This window comes from Rickettsia endosymbiont of Ceutorhynchus obstrictus (assembly GCF_964026565.1).
Taxonomy (GTDB): domain Bacteria; phylum Pseudomonadota; class Alphaproteobacteria; order Rickettsiales; family Rickettsiaceae; genus Rickettsia.
The window spans coordinates 967,225-982,527 of record NZ_OZ032162.1; the positions used below are offsets into that span (position 1 = coordinate 967,225).

The following is a 15,303-nucleotide window of genomic DNA, read 5'->3' on the forward strand; positions in this document are numbered from 1 at the left end:
ATTATGTCATCATTCAATATCAAAAACCATCAAAATGATTTACTCTTTTTGCCGCTCGGTGGAGCTAACGAAATAGGGATGAACGTTAACCTTTATCATTATAAAGGTAAGTGGTTGATGATTGATTGCGGTAGCGGGTTTGCCGATGATTATTTACCCGGCGTCGATATGGTAATTGCCGATATTAGCTTTATTGAAAAATATAAAAAAGATCTAGTGGGGCTTATACTTACGCATGCTCATGAGGATCATTTAGGGGGCGTACAATATTTATGGAATAGCCTGAAATGTCCAATATATGCTACTAGATTTACGGCAAATTTCTTAAAGCTGCGTTTAGCCGAATATAATTTTGCTAAAAATATCAAGATTCACGAAGTAGATGCCGGCGCGAAAATTAACATAGAGCCGTTTTCTCTTGAAATGGTGCCGTTAACACACTCGGCGCCGGAAATGCAAGCTATTATGATCCGTACCGAAATAGGCAATGTGCTTCATACCGGAGATTGGAAGTTTGACCATGATCCGGTACTTGGGCTTAAAGCCGATGAAGAGTTGTTAAAGAATTACGGTGATGAGGGAGTTTTAGCATTAGTATGCGATTCGACTAATGTATTTAATGAAGGTAGTTCCGGCTCGGAAGGCGAAGTACGTAAAAGCCTTATAGATATAATAGCCGGCTGTCCTAAATTGGTTGTAGTTTCAACTTTTGCCTCAAACCTTGCTCGATTAGATACTTTAATACATGCAGGGCAGCTAGCGGGTAGAAAGGTTGTTTTAACCGGCAGAAGCTTACACAGAATGATGAGCGCAGCACAAGAAAGCGGCTATTTTCAAGATATTGCACCCCTAATTAATGAACGAGATATAAGTAGATTTAAAAAAGAAGAATTATTAGTAATTGCTACCGGTTGCCAAGGAGAGCCGATGGCTGCGACCGCCAAAATGGCAAGTAATTCTCATCACTCAATAAAGCTTGCGCCAAAAGATACTGTTATTTTTTCTTCAAAAATCATTCCTGGTAATGAAAAGAAAATATTCCGGATGTTTAATATATTTGTTAAAGCGGGCGTTGAAGTGATTACCGAACAGGACCATTTTGTGCATGTATCGGGTCATCCCGCCATTGATGACCTTAAAAAAATGTATACTTTGATTAGACCTAACGTTTGCATACCTGTTCACGGTGAACCTGTCCATATTCACGAACATGTTAAGCTTGCTAAGAAAAACGGCATAAAACATGCAGTAGAGGTAGAAAACGGCAGTGTAGTATTGCTTGAGCCTAATAATTCCAGAGTAATTGCTAAGGTTAATAGCGGCTACTTAGCGGTTGACGGCAATTATCTATTACCGGTAGAGTCTTCAATCTTTAAAGCTCGTAGGCGCATGCGTGAGTCCGGCATAGTTATAGCTTCGGTGGTAGTAAATAACAAAGGCGCATTAGCGGCAAATCCTATGTTATCGATGCCCGGGCTACTTGACTCAAAAGAAGATATTAAATTAATTAATTTAATCAAAAACGATATTACTAAACTTATTGAAATTCAAAATAAGCAAGCAAAAAGAATTCTATCAACTGAACAAATTGAAGAAGCTATAAAGTCGACTATCCGCAAAACCTTAAAACATGAAATCAATAAATCTCCGATAATTAAAGTAAATATTGAAAAAATTATTGAATTATAGTACTCGTTCTTTTAGCTCATCTTAGTGGCTTTGTTGCATGGCTCGAATTTTCGATGTCATTCCTACACCCCATTATGTCATTCCCGCGTAGGCGGGAATCCAGACTTTTATTTGTCATGCTGAACTTGTTTCAGCATCTCTTGTAGTATATCCTGAAATAAATTCAGGATGACTTAAAGGCATTTTCTAGATTCCCGTCTTTAGCTAGGAATGACATACGGCACTTTTTAGAGCCAGGCAACAACGCCCGTATAATAGGAGGATGACCAAAACTTAAGAAAAAATTTGCAATAATATTCATAGTAATAATTTTATATATATTCTAATCTTGTATAGATATAAATTGCAAAAATGTATAGTCAAAAGTAATCTAAGAGTTGTAAATAAGGGATATTATGAATGAAGTATGTTTAATCGATAAGGTCTGTGTTCCGTGTCGAGGTGGCGTAGCTCCTTTAAATGATAAAGAAATAAACACATTTTTAACTCAACTTGAAAAGGATTGGCTAATTAATGAAATTGGGCATTTATATAGAAAATATATATTTAGTAATTTTATGGAGGCTATGGATTTTGCTAATAAAATAGCCGATCTTGCTGAAAAAGAAGCTCATCATCCGGATTTAACCGTATCGTACGGTATGTGTAAGGTAGAAATATGGACTCATAAAATCAAAGGTCTTACAGAAAGTGATTTTATATTAGCTGCCAAAATTGAAATCATTGCCGGTAGCAAAAAAATATAAATATGACGACAAACTAGCTGCCGCGTCGTGTAACGTTGTGCCTCCTAGCAAAACAACGCCCGCCTGGATCGGATAATATCAGCGTTGTTGCATGGCTCAATCTTACCTCGTCATTACGAGGCGGCGATGCTTGCGTGGATGTTAAACGTCATTGCGAGCGACCAAAGGCCTTGTTGCATGGCTCGAATTTTCGATGTCATTCCTACACCCCATTATGTCATTCCTGCGCAGGCGGGAATCCAGAAAGTTAATATGAGCAAATTAAATAGTAATTTATTATATAATTTTACTTATTTTAAGTATTTCTCTGGATTCCCGCCTGCGCGGGAATGACACCGAAGGCGTTTTTAACCATCCATGCAACAACGCCGGCTTGACCACGGCAGCCAGTCTTTTATTAAGTTTTTTTTCTGGATACCGTGGTCAAGCCCACTAGTGTACGAACGTTTAAATAAAGAGGTAAAAATTCTGTCATTCCGTGGCTACGACCACGGAATCCAGCTTATAATATCATAAAAAGATTCTAAAATAAGTCTAATATGGCTTTATTTTCCTGGATGCCGTGATCAAGTCACGGCATGACACAGCCTTTTTGTGAGCGTTCACGCCAATTTTAGTAAATGGCAGAAAGGGTTAATGCCTTGGAGTTTAGAAGTAGCATAAAGTGACTTAATCCTTTCTAAGAATCTGTCGCCCCTTAGTGACCATGTAAAAAAAGAATTCTTTCGATATTTAACAAAATGCTTTATCTGTCGTTCTGCCAAGTTATTAGTTAGCTCTATTTGTGAATCATCTAAAAAGAGCCATATCATATCGAATGATTTTAGTATATTATTTGCTACTCTTTGGGCTTGTAAGTATTCAGTATTAGCGACATCTTGCAAGTAATACAGCATAATCTTTTTAATTTTCTGCATTACTGCTAAATATCGAGGTTTATCTAACTTATTTTCTTTATGTAAATTATAAAGCCTAAATATCGTATCAGTTACGCAAAGAAGGTCTGAACCAATTTTAGCAAGAGAGGCATTGTGACTATGAGCGAATCTTTTAAAATCTCTACGCAAATGAGCTAAACATATTTGACGATTGCTGCTGTCAAACATATTATAAGCCGCATATCTATCGCTTATTATTTTCCCTTCATATTCAGGTAAAAAACTTTCTAATATCTTTTGTCCTCTTGAATTAGCTAGCTTAAATACCGTAAAAGCTTTGTTCGTAGCTACCCAGCACCAATGTCTACTGCCTTTATTATTAGAACTTGTCTCGTCTAAATGAAGGTAACTGCTTTCTTCAATTTTATTCAATAATTCATTATATTTATCTTCTAACTTAACTGATATTCTGTTCTCAGTATTAGAGATCAAGCCAAGACTAATATCAAGGTTAAATATTTGGTTTAATATTGATTGTACTTCTCTCTTACTATTATTAAAGAATCCACTTAAAGAACTAATTATACTTTCAGCGTTCTTCCCTAATAATCGGTAATTATCTAGTTTTGCTTTATATCTTCTATTACATAAAGAGCATACTTTCCTATACAACCTATATTCCGTAACAACAGGTTTGATAACAGGAATTTCTATTTTTTGATGGGTTCTATATTTTTCTTCTAATAACAATGAACCACCGCACTTACAAATCTCTTCATCGGGCATAATATCAACATTGATATCTGACGTTTTTATTTGATAAGCGTTATATTTATGACCTGCTTGTCCCCCGGGATTTTTATCACTCTTGGGTCTTGTCTTCTTCTCTATCCGGTATATATCTTTAGAGCTAGGAAGACCAGAATTGCTAGAATTCTTATTTAGCCTATCTTCCAACTCTATTAGCTTAATCTTTAATTCTTTATTTTCTTGTAAAAGCCGTTGATTGGTTACTTCTAGTAATTCTACTAGCTTTTCTAACTCTATAATTCGATCGGATAGAACATTATTCATTGATGCTGCTACTTATTCTTGTCCTATCTATTTCTATACAATTCTATAACCTTTTTCAACTCCTTATTTATTTTTTATTTATATCCGTGAACGCTCACGCCTTTTTTCAACGTTCGTACAGTAGTGGGTGGGGCCACGATATGACAGTATCAAGCTTTCTAAATGACGCTGTTACTTAATTAAAATATTTACGTTCTTTGATCACATTACCGTTTTCAGCGGTATTTTCTTCATTTCGTGTTCGTTTTTTGTTAGCTTCTCGTTGCTCTGTCTCGGTATTTTCCTTATCGTTGTTTTTCGGTTTTACATTAACTTTTGCCGTTTGTTCTGAAAGTACAACATTTTTTATAGTTAATTTTGCTTTGCCCTTATTATCAAAGCCGATAAGTTTAACTTTTACTATATCACCGTATTTTAACACACTAGCTACCGATTCAATTCTTTCTTCGGAAATTTCGCTAATATGCACGAAGCCGTCTTTGCTGCCGAGATAGTTAATAAATGCGCCGGAATCTAATACTTTTACTACGGTACCGTTAAATATTTCACCGATTTCAGGCTCAATGGCAATTGCTTTAACTTTATCGATGGCGATTTTTAATTTATCTTTGCCTGAAGCATAAATAGATACCGTACCGTCATCGCTGATATCGATTTTAGCACCGCTAGTTTCACAAATTTCTTTTATTACTTTGCCGCCGGCACCTATAACTTCTCTAATTTTGTCTTTATCAATTTTTATGCTTTGAGTACAAGGTGCATATTGACTGATATCCAAATTAGGTGAATTAATTACTTTATTCATTTGTTCAAGAATATGCAAACGACCGTTTTTTGCTTGCTCTAAGGCTTTTTTCATTATTTCAAAAGTTACGCCGGATATTTTTATATCCATTTGCAGCGCGGTTATTCCTTCACTACTACCGGCTACTTTAAAATCCATATCCCCTAAATAATCTTCATCGCCTAGTATATCCGATAATACGGCAAATTTACTGCCTTCCTTAACTAGTCCCATAGCAATACCGGCAATCGGTGCCTTTATAGGAACACCTGCATACATCAAAGCAAGTGAAGTACCGCAAACCGTTGCCATTGAAGAAGAGCCGTTAGATTCGGTAGTTTCGGCAACTATTCTGATTGAATAAGGAAATTGCGCTTTAGTCGGTAAGACGGAATTAATAGCACGCCATGCGAGTTTACCATGTCCAACTTCTCTTCGTCCCGGCGCTCTCATCGGTGTTGCTTGCCCAACGCAATAAGGCGGGAAAATATAGTTAAGCATAAACCGCTCTTTATACTCACCTTCTAGACTATCAACGATTTGTTCATCTTGAGTAGTGCCAAGCGTTGCGGTCACTAAACTTTGCGTTTCGCCTCTAGTAAATAAAGCCGAGCCGTGAGTTCTTGGTAAAACTCCTACTTCACAAGCAATTTGTCTGATATCGGTAGATTTACGTCCGTCAATACGAGAGTTATTTTTTAAAATATCATTACGTAATATATTAGCTTCAACTGATTTAAGAGCAGATTCAATTTGATAGCTGCTATAATTTTTATTAGCGATATCCTCGGCAAAATGCTCAAGAACTTTAGCAGGGATAGCATCTAAAGTAGTACTAAGTTCCTGTTTTGAAGTTATAGTAAAAGCTTCTTTTATTTCTTTACCAACCATTTGCTCGATTTGTTCTTTTAAATGAGCAGGGTATAAATCCTTCATTTGTAATTTTGGTTTACCGGCTTCTTTGCTAAGTTCTTTTATTATCTGAATTACCAGCTGAAATGCGTCATATCCGAACTTTACGCCTGCAAGCATTTGATCTTCGGACAATAAATTAGCTTCTGACTCAACCATCATTACGGAAGATTCAGTACCGGCAACGATTAATTCTAATTGACTAGATTTTAAGGCTTCAAATGATGGATTTAAGACAAATTCACCATTAATAAAGCCGACTTTACTAGCGGCAATAATTTCCGTATATGGAGCAGGGGAGAGTGCTAACGCTGCCGAAGCACCGATAACTGCAAGGATATCGGTACTACATTCAGGATCATATGAAAGAACAGTACAAACTACTTGCGTTTCATTAACAAAAGCGGGATGAAATAAAGGTCTGATCGGTCTGTCGATTAAGCGAGATATTAAAACTTCTTTATCTGATGCTTTACCTTCGCGTTTAAAAAATCCGCCCGGTATTTTACCGGCTGCACCTGCCATTTCTCTATAATGGGTAGTTAACGGGAAAAAACCTATGCCTTCTTTTGCTTCCTTAGCACTTACTGCCGTACATAATAATACGGAGTTACCCATTTTCACCATTACTGCGCCGTCTGCTTGCCTAGCAATCTTACCGGTACTTATCTCAAGGGTTTTCCCGCCCCATTCTACTGTTTTCGTTATTTCATTAAACATTTTATCTCACAATATTAATTGGTTTTTTTGTTAATTTAGCGTTTAAGCTTGTCATTGTTAGGAGGTGTTATTCCCGCTTTCGCGGGAATGACACCGCAAGGCGTTCTACCTTGGAACCCCTAACGCGTCTTTCTAATTCCGAGCTTACCTATTAGCTCTAAATAATTACTTACACTTTTTTTCTTAATATAATTTAGTAACCTGCGACGACGACCGACTAAGATTAATAATCCTCTTCTGGTGGTAAAATCTTTAAGATTAACCTTACAATGTTCAGTTAAGTTATTGATTCTCTCGGTTAAAATAGCACATTGTACTTCGCTAGACCCTGTATCGGCTTCCGTAAGTGAATATTCTTTAATTAGTTGTTGTTTACGCTCAGCTGTAATCGACATCGATAAATCTCCTTATTTTATTAAATTAAACACACGCATAGAATTAAAGCAATTCTTGTTTAAACTACCGATAGCAAGCAAAACACCTTCATAACGAACCCATAAAAGAGTAACGTCATCTTCAGACGGTCTAGAATTAAAATAACATTTCTGTCCGTATTTAATTTTTTGTGCTTGCTCAAAAGTAGCGTCAAGAACCAGGATGTCGTCCAGTATTGCCTCAATTCTTATACTCTTTTCCTCAAGAAACTCTTTTGTTATCTCTTGCTTTGATTCTTCAGGTTTTGACATTATAATAGCATTTTCCATTTTAAATGCCCCAACCTGAATACGGCGTAATTCTATCACAAATGCTAAACTTTGCAAGGATAATGCCATATCTTCCGCTAAACTTCTTATATAAGTACCTTTTGAGCATTCGACGCAGTAAGTAGCAGTCGCTTTTTCTTCATCGAAATTAATACATTTTAGGTTGTAAATCGTTATATTTCGTGCTTTTAATTCTGCTGCGAGACCTTGCCTTGCAAGTTTATAAGATCTAACGCCGTTAACTTTAATAGCCGAAAAAGCCGGAGGAGTTTGTGAGATTATACCGGTAAATTTAGAACTAACGCTGAAAACTTCTTCTTTAGAAGGAACATAACTAGCGGTATTTATTATTTTCCCCGAGTAATCACCGCTATCGGTTTGTGCGCCGAATTGCAAAGTGAAAATATAAGTTTTTTTAGCATCGATTAGTATTGGCATTAATTTTGTCGCTTCACCGACGGCTAAAGGTAAAATGCCTTCTGCCTCTACGTCCAAAGTTCCTGCATGACCGATTTTTACCTTACCGAGTGTTCTTTTAATTATCGCAACGGCTTTTGCCGAGCTTATACCTTTCGGCTTATAGATATTTAGCCAATAGTTGTTCATAGATTTTTAATAAAATTGTTACGTTGATACCCCAAACGTCATTGCGAGGAGGTACGAAGTACCGACGTGGCAATCTAGGAAAAAATACTTTGTTGTCATCCTGAATTTATTTTAGGACTACTAAGAGATGCTGAAACAAGTTCAGCATGACAAAGCCTAGATTGCCACGTCGCCTACGGCTCCTCGCAATGACGATGTTTTGATAATTTCCACTTGACTTAAATAAGAAAAATCTTTAATATAAGGTTCTAACCAAGCAACAAGTAGGTTAGGCTGAAAGATGACAATTATTCCGGACATTTCAAAAAATTCTTCTTCATCGTTAAAAACTAATCTAGACAAATCTGCTACCAAAATCAACAAATTTTTAGACTATATTTGGCCCATAGAGCGTGTTGAGCTTTCTAAGTTCTTAGCTATAACCTTATTAATGTTCTGTATTTTATTTATTCAAAATTTAATCAGAGCTTTAAAGGATAGCATCGTTAACACTATGATTGGTGTAGAGACTATTTCTTTCCTTAAATTTTGGGGAGTGATGCCGGCAGCCTTTTTAGTCACGGCTATTTACGTTAAGCTTGTTAATCACATGAAAGGGGAAAATATTTTCTACCTTATTATGTCAGTTTTCTTAGCATTTTTTGCACTATTTGCTTTTGTTATTTTTCCAAATTATGAAATGCTGCATTTAAATGCCGATACTGCTCGATCATTAATTCAATCTTTTCCTAATCTTAAATGGTTTATTCTCCTCTTATCGAATTGGAGTTTTTCCTTATTTTATATTATCGCCGAATTATGGCCTAATGTAGTTTTTGCCTTACTTTTCTGGCAATTCGTCAATAACGTTACTACGGTCGAAGAATCAAAAAGATTCTATCCGTTATTCGGTTTGCTCGGACAGACAGGGCTTTATCTAGCAGGACAGTTTTTAACAAATCTCGAATATATAAATAAATATTTTACCAATAAATTTGCTTTGCAAGCATCTTATAACACAATTTCAGTCCAAGTTATATTAACTATAGTTTTGATTTTAGGATTCATAGCTATTAAAACTTTTTGGTTACTTAATCATAAAATATTAGATAAGCAGCATCTTGCATTATTAAAGTTTAAAGTAAAAAAGAAGTCAATGACGCTTGTAGAAAGCTTTAAAATGATTGCATCGTCTAGACATATAAGATTAATTGCAACTTTACTTATTTGCTACGGGATAGCAATAAATTTAGCCGAAGGTCCTTGGAAAGCTGCCGCAACAAGAATTTATAAAACTCCTACCGAATATGCGGCTTTTATCGGTAGTTATTTAAGTTATACCGGTATATTTACTTTGATATTTGTTATTTTAGGTTCAAATATTGTCAGAAAACTTGGCTGGTTTACAGCGGCTATTATTACCCCGATAATGGTTTTTACCACCGGTTTATTATTTTTTTCCGTCAATAATTTTGAAGGATTTGCCGTGATAATAGCGGCTAGCTTTATCTTAACCGATCCGACTTTAATTGCCGTAACAATCGGCGCTATTCAAAACGTGCTTAGTAAATCCAGTAAATATACCTTATTCGATTCAACAAAAGAAATGTCTTATGTGCCTCTTGATAACGAATTAAAGATAAAAGGTAAAGCCGCCGCCGACGTAATAGGAACAAAACTCGGTAAGTCCGCTAGCGCATTTTTACAATCAATAGTTTTTATTATTTTGCCTTCTGCAAGTTATCAGTCGATTTCTCTGTGTTTAATGATAATATTTATTATTACTTGCTCAATATGGATTTGGGCAACAAAAGAATTAAATAAAGAATATAATGCGGCAATAGAAAATAGTGTTCAAAAAAATTGTCATTAGTAAGTTTTAACTTGAAATAATTAAATTTAAAACTTACTATTAAAATAGTTTAATTATTTCAATAATTATGGAGATGATATGAGTAAAGAAACCGATACCGGTAACGAGTCAGGTTATAAAACAGACACCGATGAAGTAGAGGCGATAAAGACTACTATAATACCAGCACGGGACGGTCTTTTTCAGTCGACGACGACATCAACACCGGAGCTTAATGTTTTATCTTCTTCTATAACTGACGAGGGAATAGTTGATCCAATTACTCAAGCTATAAGGGATCAAATCCTAACAGCGCAAAGGGAAATACTAAGACTGGAGATTAGTAGGCAAAACCCTGAGTTAGCAGAACAATTAGAAAATGATAAAAAGTTTAGAGAATTTTTAAAGAATCTTAAAGATGAGGAAGAAAAAAGAAAGTTAGTTTATGCAGTTCTCAATGATAAAGAGATTAAGGGGGAACTTGAAAAAATTGAAATAAATGGTTATAGAAATATCCATAAACAATTTGAAAATCGCTTTAAACCCATGTTGTGGGACGGTGATAAAGGAGAAGACGCTAATAAAAACACTACTCAATCCCAAAAAGTTACCAATGATGTCGGTGATGAAATTTGTACTTTAACCGAAACGACGCATGCAATTAACCCGATACAAATTTTAGACGGAAATAATCAGCCGGTAACAATTAAATCTTACCGTACCATAGATTTTCCGACAAAATTAGACGGTGCTGCCGGTAATATGCATTTATCGATAGTAGCGTTGGATAAAAACGGCAATAAGCCTTCTATAGATAAAGCAGTTTATTTTACCGCTCATTACGAAGAAGGGCCTAACGGTAAGCCGCTACTTAAGGAAATAAGCTCGCCGATGCCTATAAAATTTATGGGTGAAGGGAAAGAGGCAATCGGATATATTGAGCATGGCGGTGAAATTTATACGATGCCGGTAACACGCGGTAAATATGAAGCAATGATGCAAGAAGTCGCCGTAAATAAAGGTCATAGCGTAGATTTATCACAAACTGTGAAAGAAATAGCTAACGATAAAGTTATGAATATGAGCCAAGAGCAGGGCGGTAAAAGCATAGTGGACGGCTATAAAGCTATAGCTGAAAAATATGCTGATTTACAGAAAAATCCTGAAGGTAAATTGCCGGAAGAATTATCAAAAGAAGAATTGAAAGATAAAACGGCATTTATTAAAGACCTATCTAATAACAATAATTCATTAGGCGATAAAGATAAAGCAGTAATATTAGATGAGCTAGTAAAATATGAAACTGAGCGCGGCGAAAAGGCTATCGGTGACGGTAAAATAGCTATCGATAAAACAATTGAAATGTTAGATACTGAAAAAGGAATACTTAACGAAAGAATTACAGAGCAAGATAAAGCTAAGATAAATAGTGAGCAGCAACAACCTATTCTAAAAAACCAAGAGCAGGGCGGTAAAAGCATAGTAGACGGCTATAAAGCTATAGCTGAAAAATATGCTGATTTACAGAAAAATCCTGAAGGTAAATTGCCGGAAGAATTATCAAAAGAAGAATTGAAAGATAAAACGGCATTTATTAAAGACCTATCTAATAACAATAATTCATTAGACGATAAAGATAAAGCCGTAATATTAGATGAGCTAGTAAAATATGAAACTGAGCGCGGCGAAAAGGCTATCGGTGACGGTAAAATAGCTATCGATAAAACAATTGAAATGTTAGATACTGAAAAAGGAATACTTAACGAAAGGATTACAGAGCAAGATAAAGCTAAGATAAATAGTGAACAGCAACAACCTATTCTAAAAAACCAAGAGCAGGGCGGTAAAAGCATAGTAGACGGCTATAAAGCTATAGCTGAAAAATATGCTGATTTACAGAAAAATCCTGAAGGTAAATTGCCGGAAGAATTATCAAAAGAAGAATTGAAAGATAAAACGGCATTTATTAAAGACCTATCCAATAACAATAATTCATTAGGCGATAAAGATAAAGCAGTAATATTAGATGAGCTAGTAAAATATGAAACTGAGCGCGGCGAAAAGGCTATCGGTGACGGTAAAATAGCTATCGATAAAACAATTGAAATGTTAGATACTGAAAAAGGAATACTTAACGAAAGAATTACAGAGCAAGATAAAGCTAAGATAAATAGTGAGCAGCAACAACCTATTCTAAAAAACCAAGAGCAGGGCGGTAAAAGCATAGTAGACGGCTATAAAGCTATAGCTGAAAAATATGCTGATTTACAGAAAAATCCTGAAGGTAAATTGCCGGAAGAATTATCAAAAGAAGAATTGAAAGATAAAACGGCATTTATTAAAGACCTATCTAATAACAATAATTCATTAGACGATAAAGATAAAGCCGTAATATTAGATGAGCTAGTAAAATATGAAACTGAGCGCGGCGAAAAGGCTATCGGTGACGGTAAAATAGCTATCGATAAAACAATTGAAATGTTAGATACTGAAAAAGGAATACTTAACGAAAGAATTACAGAGCAAGATAAAGCTAAGATAAATAGTGAGCAGCAACAACCTATTCTAAAAAACCAAGAGCAGGGCGGTAAAAGCATAGTAGACGGCTATAAAGCTATAGCTGAAAAATATGCTGATTTACAGAAAAATCCTGAAGGTAAATTGCCGGAAGAATTATCAAAAGAAGAATTGAAAGATAAAACGGCATTTATTAAAGACCTATCTAATAACAATAATTCATTAGACGATAAAGATAAAGCCGTAATATTAGATGAGCTAGTAAAATATGAAACTGAGCGCGGCGAAAAGGCTATCGGTGACGGTAAAATAGCTATCGATAAAACAATTGAAATGTTAGATACTGAAAAAGGAATACTTAACGAAAGGATTACGGAGCAAGATAAAGCTAAGGTAAGTAAAGAAACAGAAACAGCTAAACTTTTTTCAGAGTTGCCGTTTCATGATAATAAAGCTAAAGAAGAAATATTAGGCGTTTCTGAAACAACAACTTCTCCGTTACAGCAAGTTAAAACTACACAACCTCCTCAACCATTGCATGCTGAAATGGATACAGTTAGTACTCCTTCATCTACTTCTGAAAATGTACAACAGGTAGAGGCGCTAACAGCTCAATTAATGGCAAATTTAGAAGGTAGTAGCTCAAACAGATCAACAGAGGAAGAAGCGGCAAAACAAAAATTTTATACATCCGCAAAAGCTGTTATAGATACAACAACAGAGCTAGTTGACAAAATACCCGACTCTAAAGTAATAGCTAAAGCCGATAATATAAAAAACATTCTTTCTAATTCTGCTCCTATATATTCAAAAGAAAATCAAAAAAAACAAATAATCGACGAATATAATAAGCAGAATACAATTGATGAGCAAAAAGTTTTTATTGAAAATAAATTAGTTCAAAATAAGGGCTTATCTAAAGAAGATCGTTTAGGCATAATAGATGACTTAATAAAGCAACAAGACAAAAGAAGATCAATAGCGGTTGAAGGTCCATATGATAAAGATAATAAAGCTGCAACTGTTAGTATTTCATTAGAAGAAACAGAATTAAAGCCGATTAGTGAGGAAAAACCGAATATAGAGAAAGCGCAAAGACAAGTCGATATAGACAAAGTCAATGTTAAAGGTGATGTATCAATAAGAGCTGTATTAACGGAAGCACGAGGTAAGATTAATGAGGAGCCGACTATATCGGTTCAAAATGTTGCTAATCCAAAAAGGCAAGAGATAAAAAGATGAAATTAATAAGTAGCCCGGTAAAAAAAGCTTTTTTAGAAGCTAGCCTTACTGCACAGAATTAATTTATCAACGTAAATTTAAAACCGAAGAGGAAGCTAAACATGTAATATTTGAATATATAGGTTGACATATCATTATTTAAAGGATGCATCTTAAAGGCAGCGCAAGAAATTTATCTGAAAAAGTGATTATTTCATTACCGTTATAAAGTATAATACCATGCATAATTCGCGGTGCTAGTGCTTCAGATAAATCTTTAAGCCCCATAAAATGCCGGCTCTGAATAGTTTCTGTGGCTTTACACTCTAAACCACAAAATATATCACCTTTATATAGAAGAAAATCAACTTCTTTTCCTAAATGTGTACGATAAAATGCTTGCTCTACACCCGTAGTTAAGGTTAATAACTTCCTAAGTTCTGCCCATAACCATGTTTCAAATATTGCCCCATAATAGGGGCTTTTTAACAACAAATTAGGAGTTGCTATACCATTTAAATATGAAGCATAGCCTGAATCATTCATATAGATTTTAGAGGTTTTAATTAATCTTTTACGCGTATTACTAAACCAAGGCGTTAATTGATTTACTTGAAAAGTTGTTTCTAGAATCTCTAAATATCTTGATATTGTTCTTTGATCTAACCCTATTTCAATACTTAGATTCTTTTGATTTAATAAATTACCGCTTTGTAAACCAATCAGGCGAAAAAGCTTAGCAAAAGAAACAACGTCTAAAAATCTATTTATATTTCGTACATCTCGTTCAATATAGGCTGATTGATAAGAAGAAAACCAACGCTCACGAAATCTTTCTTGCTTTTTTAATACAACTTCCGGAAATCCACCATAGAAAATATGTTCATTTAAAAATTGATTATTTATTTCCGGTTTATATCCTAATTCTTTAACCCATTTGTCTTTTAATTCATGAATAGTTAACCCTGAAAAAATATCTAATATAAAGGAAGAAGGTTTGTTTTGATTTAAAATTTCTCCTATGCTTAACCCTTCAAGATGTATTATATCAATGCGTCCTGCCAAGCTTTCAGATACTCCCGGGTAAGAAAAAATATTAGCCGATCCGGTTAAAAGGAAACGACCCGGTCTTTTATCTTCATCAATTGATTTTTTTATGGCTTTTAAAAGATCGGGAGCTCTTTGAATTTCATCAATAGCAAGAGGATAATTTGAATTTTTTATAAAGCCATGAGGATCGCCAGTAGCCGCTTCTAATTGAGAAATATCATCTAAAGTAATATATGATTTAAAAATTCCTTCATCATATAACTGCTTTACTACCGTAGACTTGCCCACTTGCCTAGCTCCAATAATAAGAACCGCAGAGAAATCTTTTAAAGATTGTTTTACAAACGATATTATATGTCTATTAATCATGTTGTAAATAATAACATATAAGTGCTATTATTTACAACAATAATTTTTACTTTTAATTTATCTCATTCAAATTTCTCTAAGATTTGCTTAGCATCCTGAATCTATAGGTCTGAAAGTTTTAAAAAACAAAGATACCCTATAATTATTAAAACATTTTCGTTATTTATGAAATAAAATTTTTAAAATGAAAAATAAAATCAAA

At 34.7% G+C, this 15,303-nt stretch carries 13 protein-coding genes; 6 read left to right on the plus strand and 7 right to left on the minus strand.

Features of this window, described 5'->3' with window-relative positions; translation table 11 throughout:
• Nucleotides 1-3: 3 nt before the first annotated feature.
• On the plus strand, nucleotides 4-1,689 hold the full coding sequence (locus tag AAGD64_RS05460) for a ribonuclease J (protein ID WP_341792660.1): 1,686 nt from the start codon (nucleotides 4-6) through the stop codon (nucleotides 1,687-1,689).
• 163 nt (nucleotides 1,690-1,852) lie between these two features.
• Here AAGD64_RS05460 and AAGD64_RS05465 read toward each other — a convergent pair whose 3' ends face one another.
• Entirely contained in the window at nucleotides 1,853-1,990 is a 138-nt protein-coding gene (locus AAGD64_RS05465) for a hypothetical protein (protein ID WP_341792661.1), read from the minus strand.
• 94 nt (nucleotides 1,991-2,084) lie between these two features.
• Between AAGD64_RS05465 and AAGD64_RS05470 the strand changes: the two genes are divergently transcribed.
• The 3 genes from AAGD64_RS05470 to AAGD64_RS05480 all read left to right on the plus strand — a co-directional run bounded on the left by AAGD64_RS05470 (nucleotide 2,085) and on the right by AAGD64_RS05480 (nucleotide 2,951).
• Nucleotides 2,085-2,435 carry a 4a-hydroxytetrahydrobiopterin dehydratase gene (locus tag AAGD64_RS05470; protein WP_341792662.1) on the plus strand — a complete coding sequence of 117 codons (351 nt, stop codon included), beginning with the start codon at nucleotides 2,085-2,087 and terminating at the stop codon, nucleotides 2,433-2,435.
• A 35-nt stretch (nucleotides 2,436-2,470) separates the two neighbouring features.
• Entirely contained in the window at nucleotides 2,471-2,686 is a 216-nt protein-coding gene (locus AAGD64_RS05475) for a hypothetical protein (RefSeq protein ID WP_341792663.1), read from the plus strand.
• Nucleotides 2,687-2,792: 106 nt separating this feature from the next.
• Nucleotides 2,793-2,951 carry a hypothetical protein gene (locus tag AAGD64_RS05480; protein WP_341792664.1) on the plus strand — a complete coding sequence of 53 codons (159 nt, stop codon included), beginning with the start codon at nucleotides 2,793-2,795 and terminating at the stop codon, nucleotides 2,949-2,951.
• Nucleotides 2,952-3,037: 86 nt separating this feature from the next.
• Here the strand turns inward: AAGD64_RS05480 and tnpC are convergent, their stop codons facing one another.
• The 5 genes from tnpC to AAGD64_RS05505 all read right to left on the minus strand — a co-directional run bounded on the left by tnpC (nucleotide 3,038) and on the right by AAGD64_RS05505 (nucleotide 8,413).
• Nucleotides 3,038-4,387 carry an IS66 family transposase gene (tnpC, locus tag AAGD64_RS05485; protein WP_341792665.1) on the minus strand — a complete coding sequence of 450 codons (1,350 nt, stop codon included), beginning with the start codon at nucleotides 4,385-4,387 and terminating at the stop codon, nucleotides 3,038-3,040.
• A gap of 175 nt (nucleotides 4,388-4,562) precedes the next feature.
• On the minus strand, nucleotides 4,563-6,803 hold the full coding sequence (pnp, locus tag AAGD64_RS05490) for a polyribonucleotide nucleotidyltransferase (RefSeq protein ID WP_341792666.1): 2,241 nt from the start codon (nucleotides 6,801-6,803) through the stop codon (nucleotides 4,563-4,565).
• Nucleotides 6,804-6,922: 119 nt separating this feature from the next.
• The gene (gene rpsO, locus AAGD64_RS05495) at nucleotides 6,923-7,198 is read right to left on the minus strand and encodes a 30S ribosomal protein S15 (RefSeq protein ID WP_253307642.1); all 276 of its coding nucleotides are present in this window, start codon (nucleotides 7,196-7,198) and stop codon (nucleotides 6,923-6,925) included.
• A gap of 12 nt (nucleotides 7,199-7,210) precedes the next feature.
• Nucleotides 7,211-8,113 carry a tRNA pseudouridine(55) synthase TruB gene (truB, locus tag AAGD64_RS05500; protein ID WP_341792667.1) on the minus strand — a complete coding sequence of 301 codons (903 nt, stop codon included), beginning with the start codon at nucleotides 8,111-8,113 and terminating at the stop codon, nucleotides 7,211-7,213.
• A 156-nt stretch (nucleotides 8,114-8,269) separates the two neighbouring features.
• The gene (locus tag AAGD64_RS05505; protein WP_341792668.1) at nucleotides 8,270-8,413 is read right to left on the minus strand and encodes a hypothetical protein; all 144 of its coding nucleotides are present in this window, start codon (nucleotides 8,411-8,413) and stop codon (nucleotides 8,270-8,272) included.
• Between AAGD64_RS05505 and AAGD64_RS05510 the strand changes: the two genes are divergently transcribed.
• On the plus strand, nucleotides 8,394-9,965 hold the full coding sequence (locus AAGD64_RS05510; protein WP_253307640.1) for an Npt1/Npt2 family nucleotide transporter: 1,572 nt from the start codon (nucleotides 8,394-8,396) through the stop codon (nucleotides 9,963-9,965). The genes AAGD64_RS05505 and AAGD64_RS05510 overlap by 20 nt on opposite strands.
• A gap of 78 nt (nucleotides 9,966-10,043) precedes the next feature.
• Nucleotides 10,044-13,703 (plus strand): Sca4 family spreading effector, encoded by a 3,660-nt coding sequence (locus tag AAGD64_RS05515; RefSeq protein ID WP_341792669.1) that lies wholly within the window; start codon nucleotides 10,044-10,046, stop codon nucleotides 13,701-13,703.
• 138 nt (nucleotides 13,704-13,841) lie between these two features.
• Here AAGD64_RS05515 and AAGD64_RS05520 read toward each other — a convergent pair whose 3' ends face one another.
• On the minus strand, nucleotides 13,842-15,101 hold the full coding sequence (locus AAGD64_RS05520) for an ATP-binding protein (RefSeq protein ID WP_341792670.1): 1,260 nt from the start codon (nucleotides 15,099-15,101) through the stop codon (nucleotides 13,842-13,844).
• Nucleotides 15,102-15,303 lie beyond the last annotated feature (202 nt).

Bases quoted from the DNA above. Each gene is read 5' to 3' on its own strand.
- AAGD64_RS05460 (WP_341792660.1), top strand. From the start codon at position 4: ATGTCATCATTCAATATCAAAAACCATCAAAATGATTTACTCTTTTTG.
- AAGD64_RS05465 (WP_341792661.1), bottom strand. From the start codon at position 1,990: ATGAATATTATTGCAAATTTTTTCTTAAGTTTTGGTCATCCTCCTATT.
- AAGD64_RS05470 (WP_341792662.1), top strand. From the start codon at position 2,085: ATGAATGAAGTATGTTTAATCGATAAGGTCTGTGTTCCGTGTCGAGGT.
- AAGD64_RS05480 (WP_341792664.1), top strand. From the start codon at position 2,793: ATGCAACAACGCCGGCTTGACCACGGCAGCCAGTCTTTTATTAAGTTT.
- tnpC (WP_341792665.1), bottom strand. From the start codon at position 4,387: ATGAATAATGTTCTATCCGATCGAATTATAGAGTTAGAAAAGCTAGTA.
- pnp (WP_341792666.1), bottom strand. From the start codon at position 6,803: ATGTTTAATGAAATAACGAAAACAGTAGAATGGGGCGGGAAAACCCTT.
- rpsO (WP_253307642.1), bottom strand. From the start codon at position 7,198: ATGTCGATTACAGCTGAGCGTAAACAACAACTAATTAAAGAATATTCA.
- truB (WP_341792667.1), bottom strand. From the start codon at position 8,113: ATGAACAACTATTGGCTAAATATCTATAAGCCGAAAGGTATAAGCTCG.
- AAGD64_RS05510 (WP_253307640.1), top strand. From the start codon at position 8,394: ATGACAATTATTCCGGACATTTCAAAAAATTCTTCTTCATCGTTAAAA.
- AAGD64_RS05505 (WP_341792668.1), bottom strand. From the start codon at position 8,413: ATGTCCGGAATAATTGTCATCTTTCAGCCTAACCTACTTGTTGCTTGG.
- AAGD64_RS05515 (WP_341792669.1), top strand. From the start codon at position 10,044: ATGAGTAAAGAAACCGATACCGGTAACGAGTCAGGTTATAAAACAGAC.
- AAGD64_RS05520 (WP_341792670.1), bottom strand. From the start codon at position 15,101: ATGATTAATAGACATATAATATCGTTTGTAAAACAATCTTTAAAAGAT.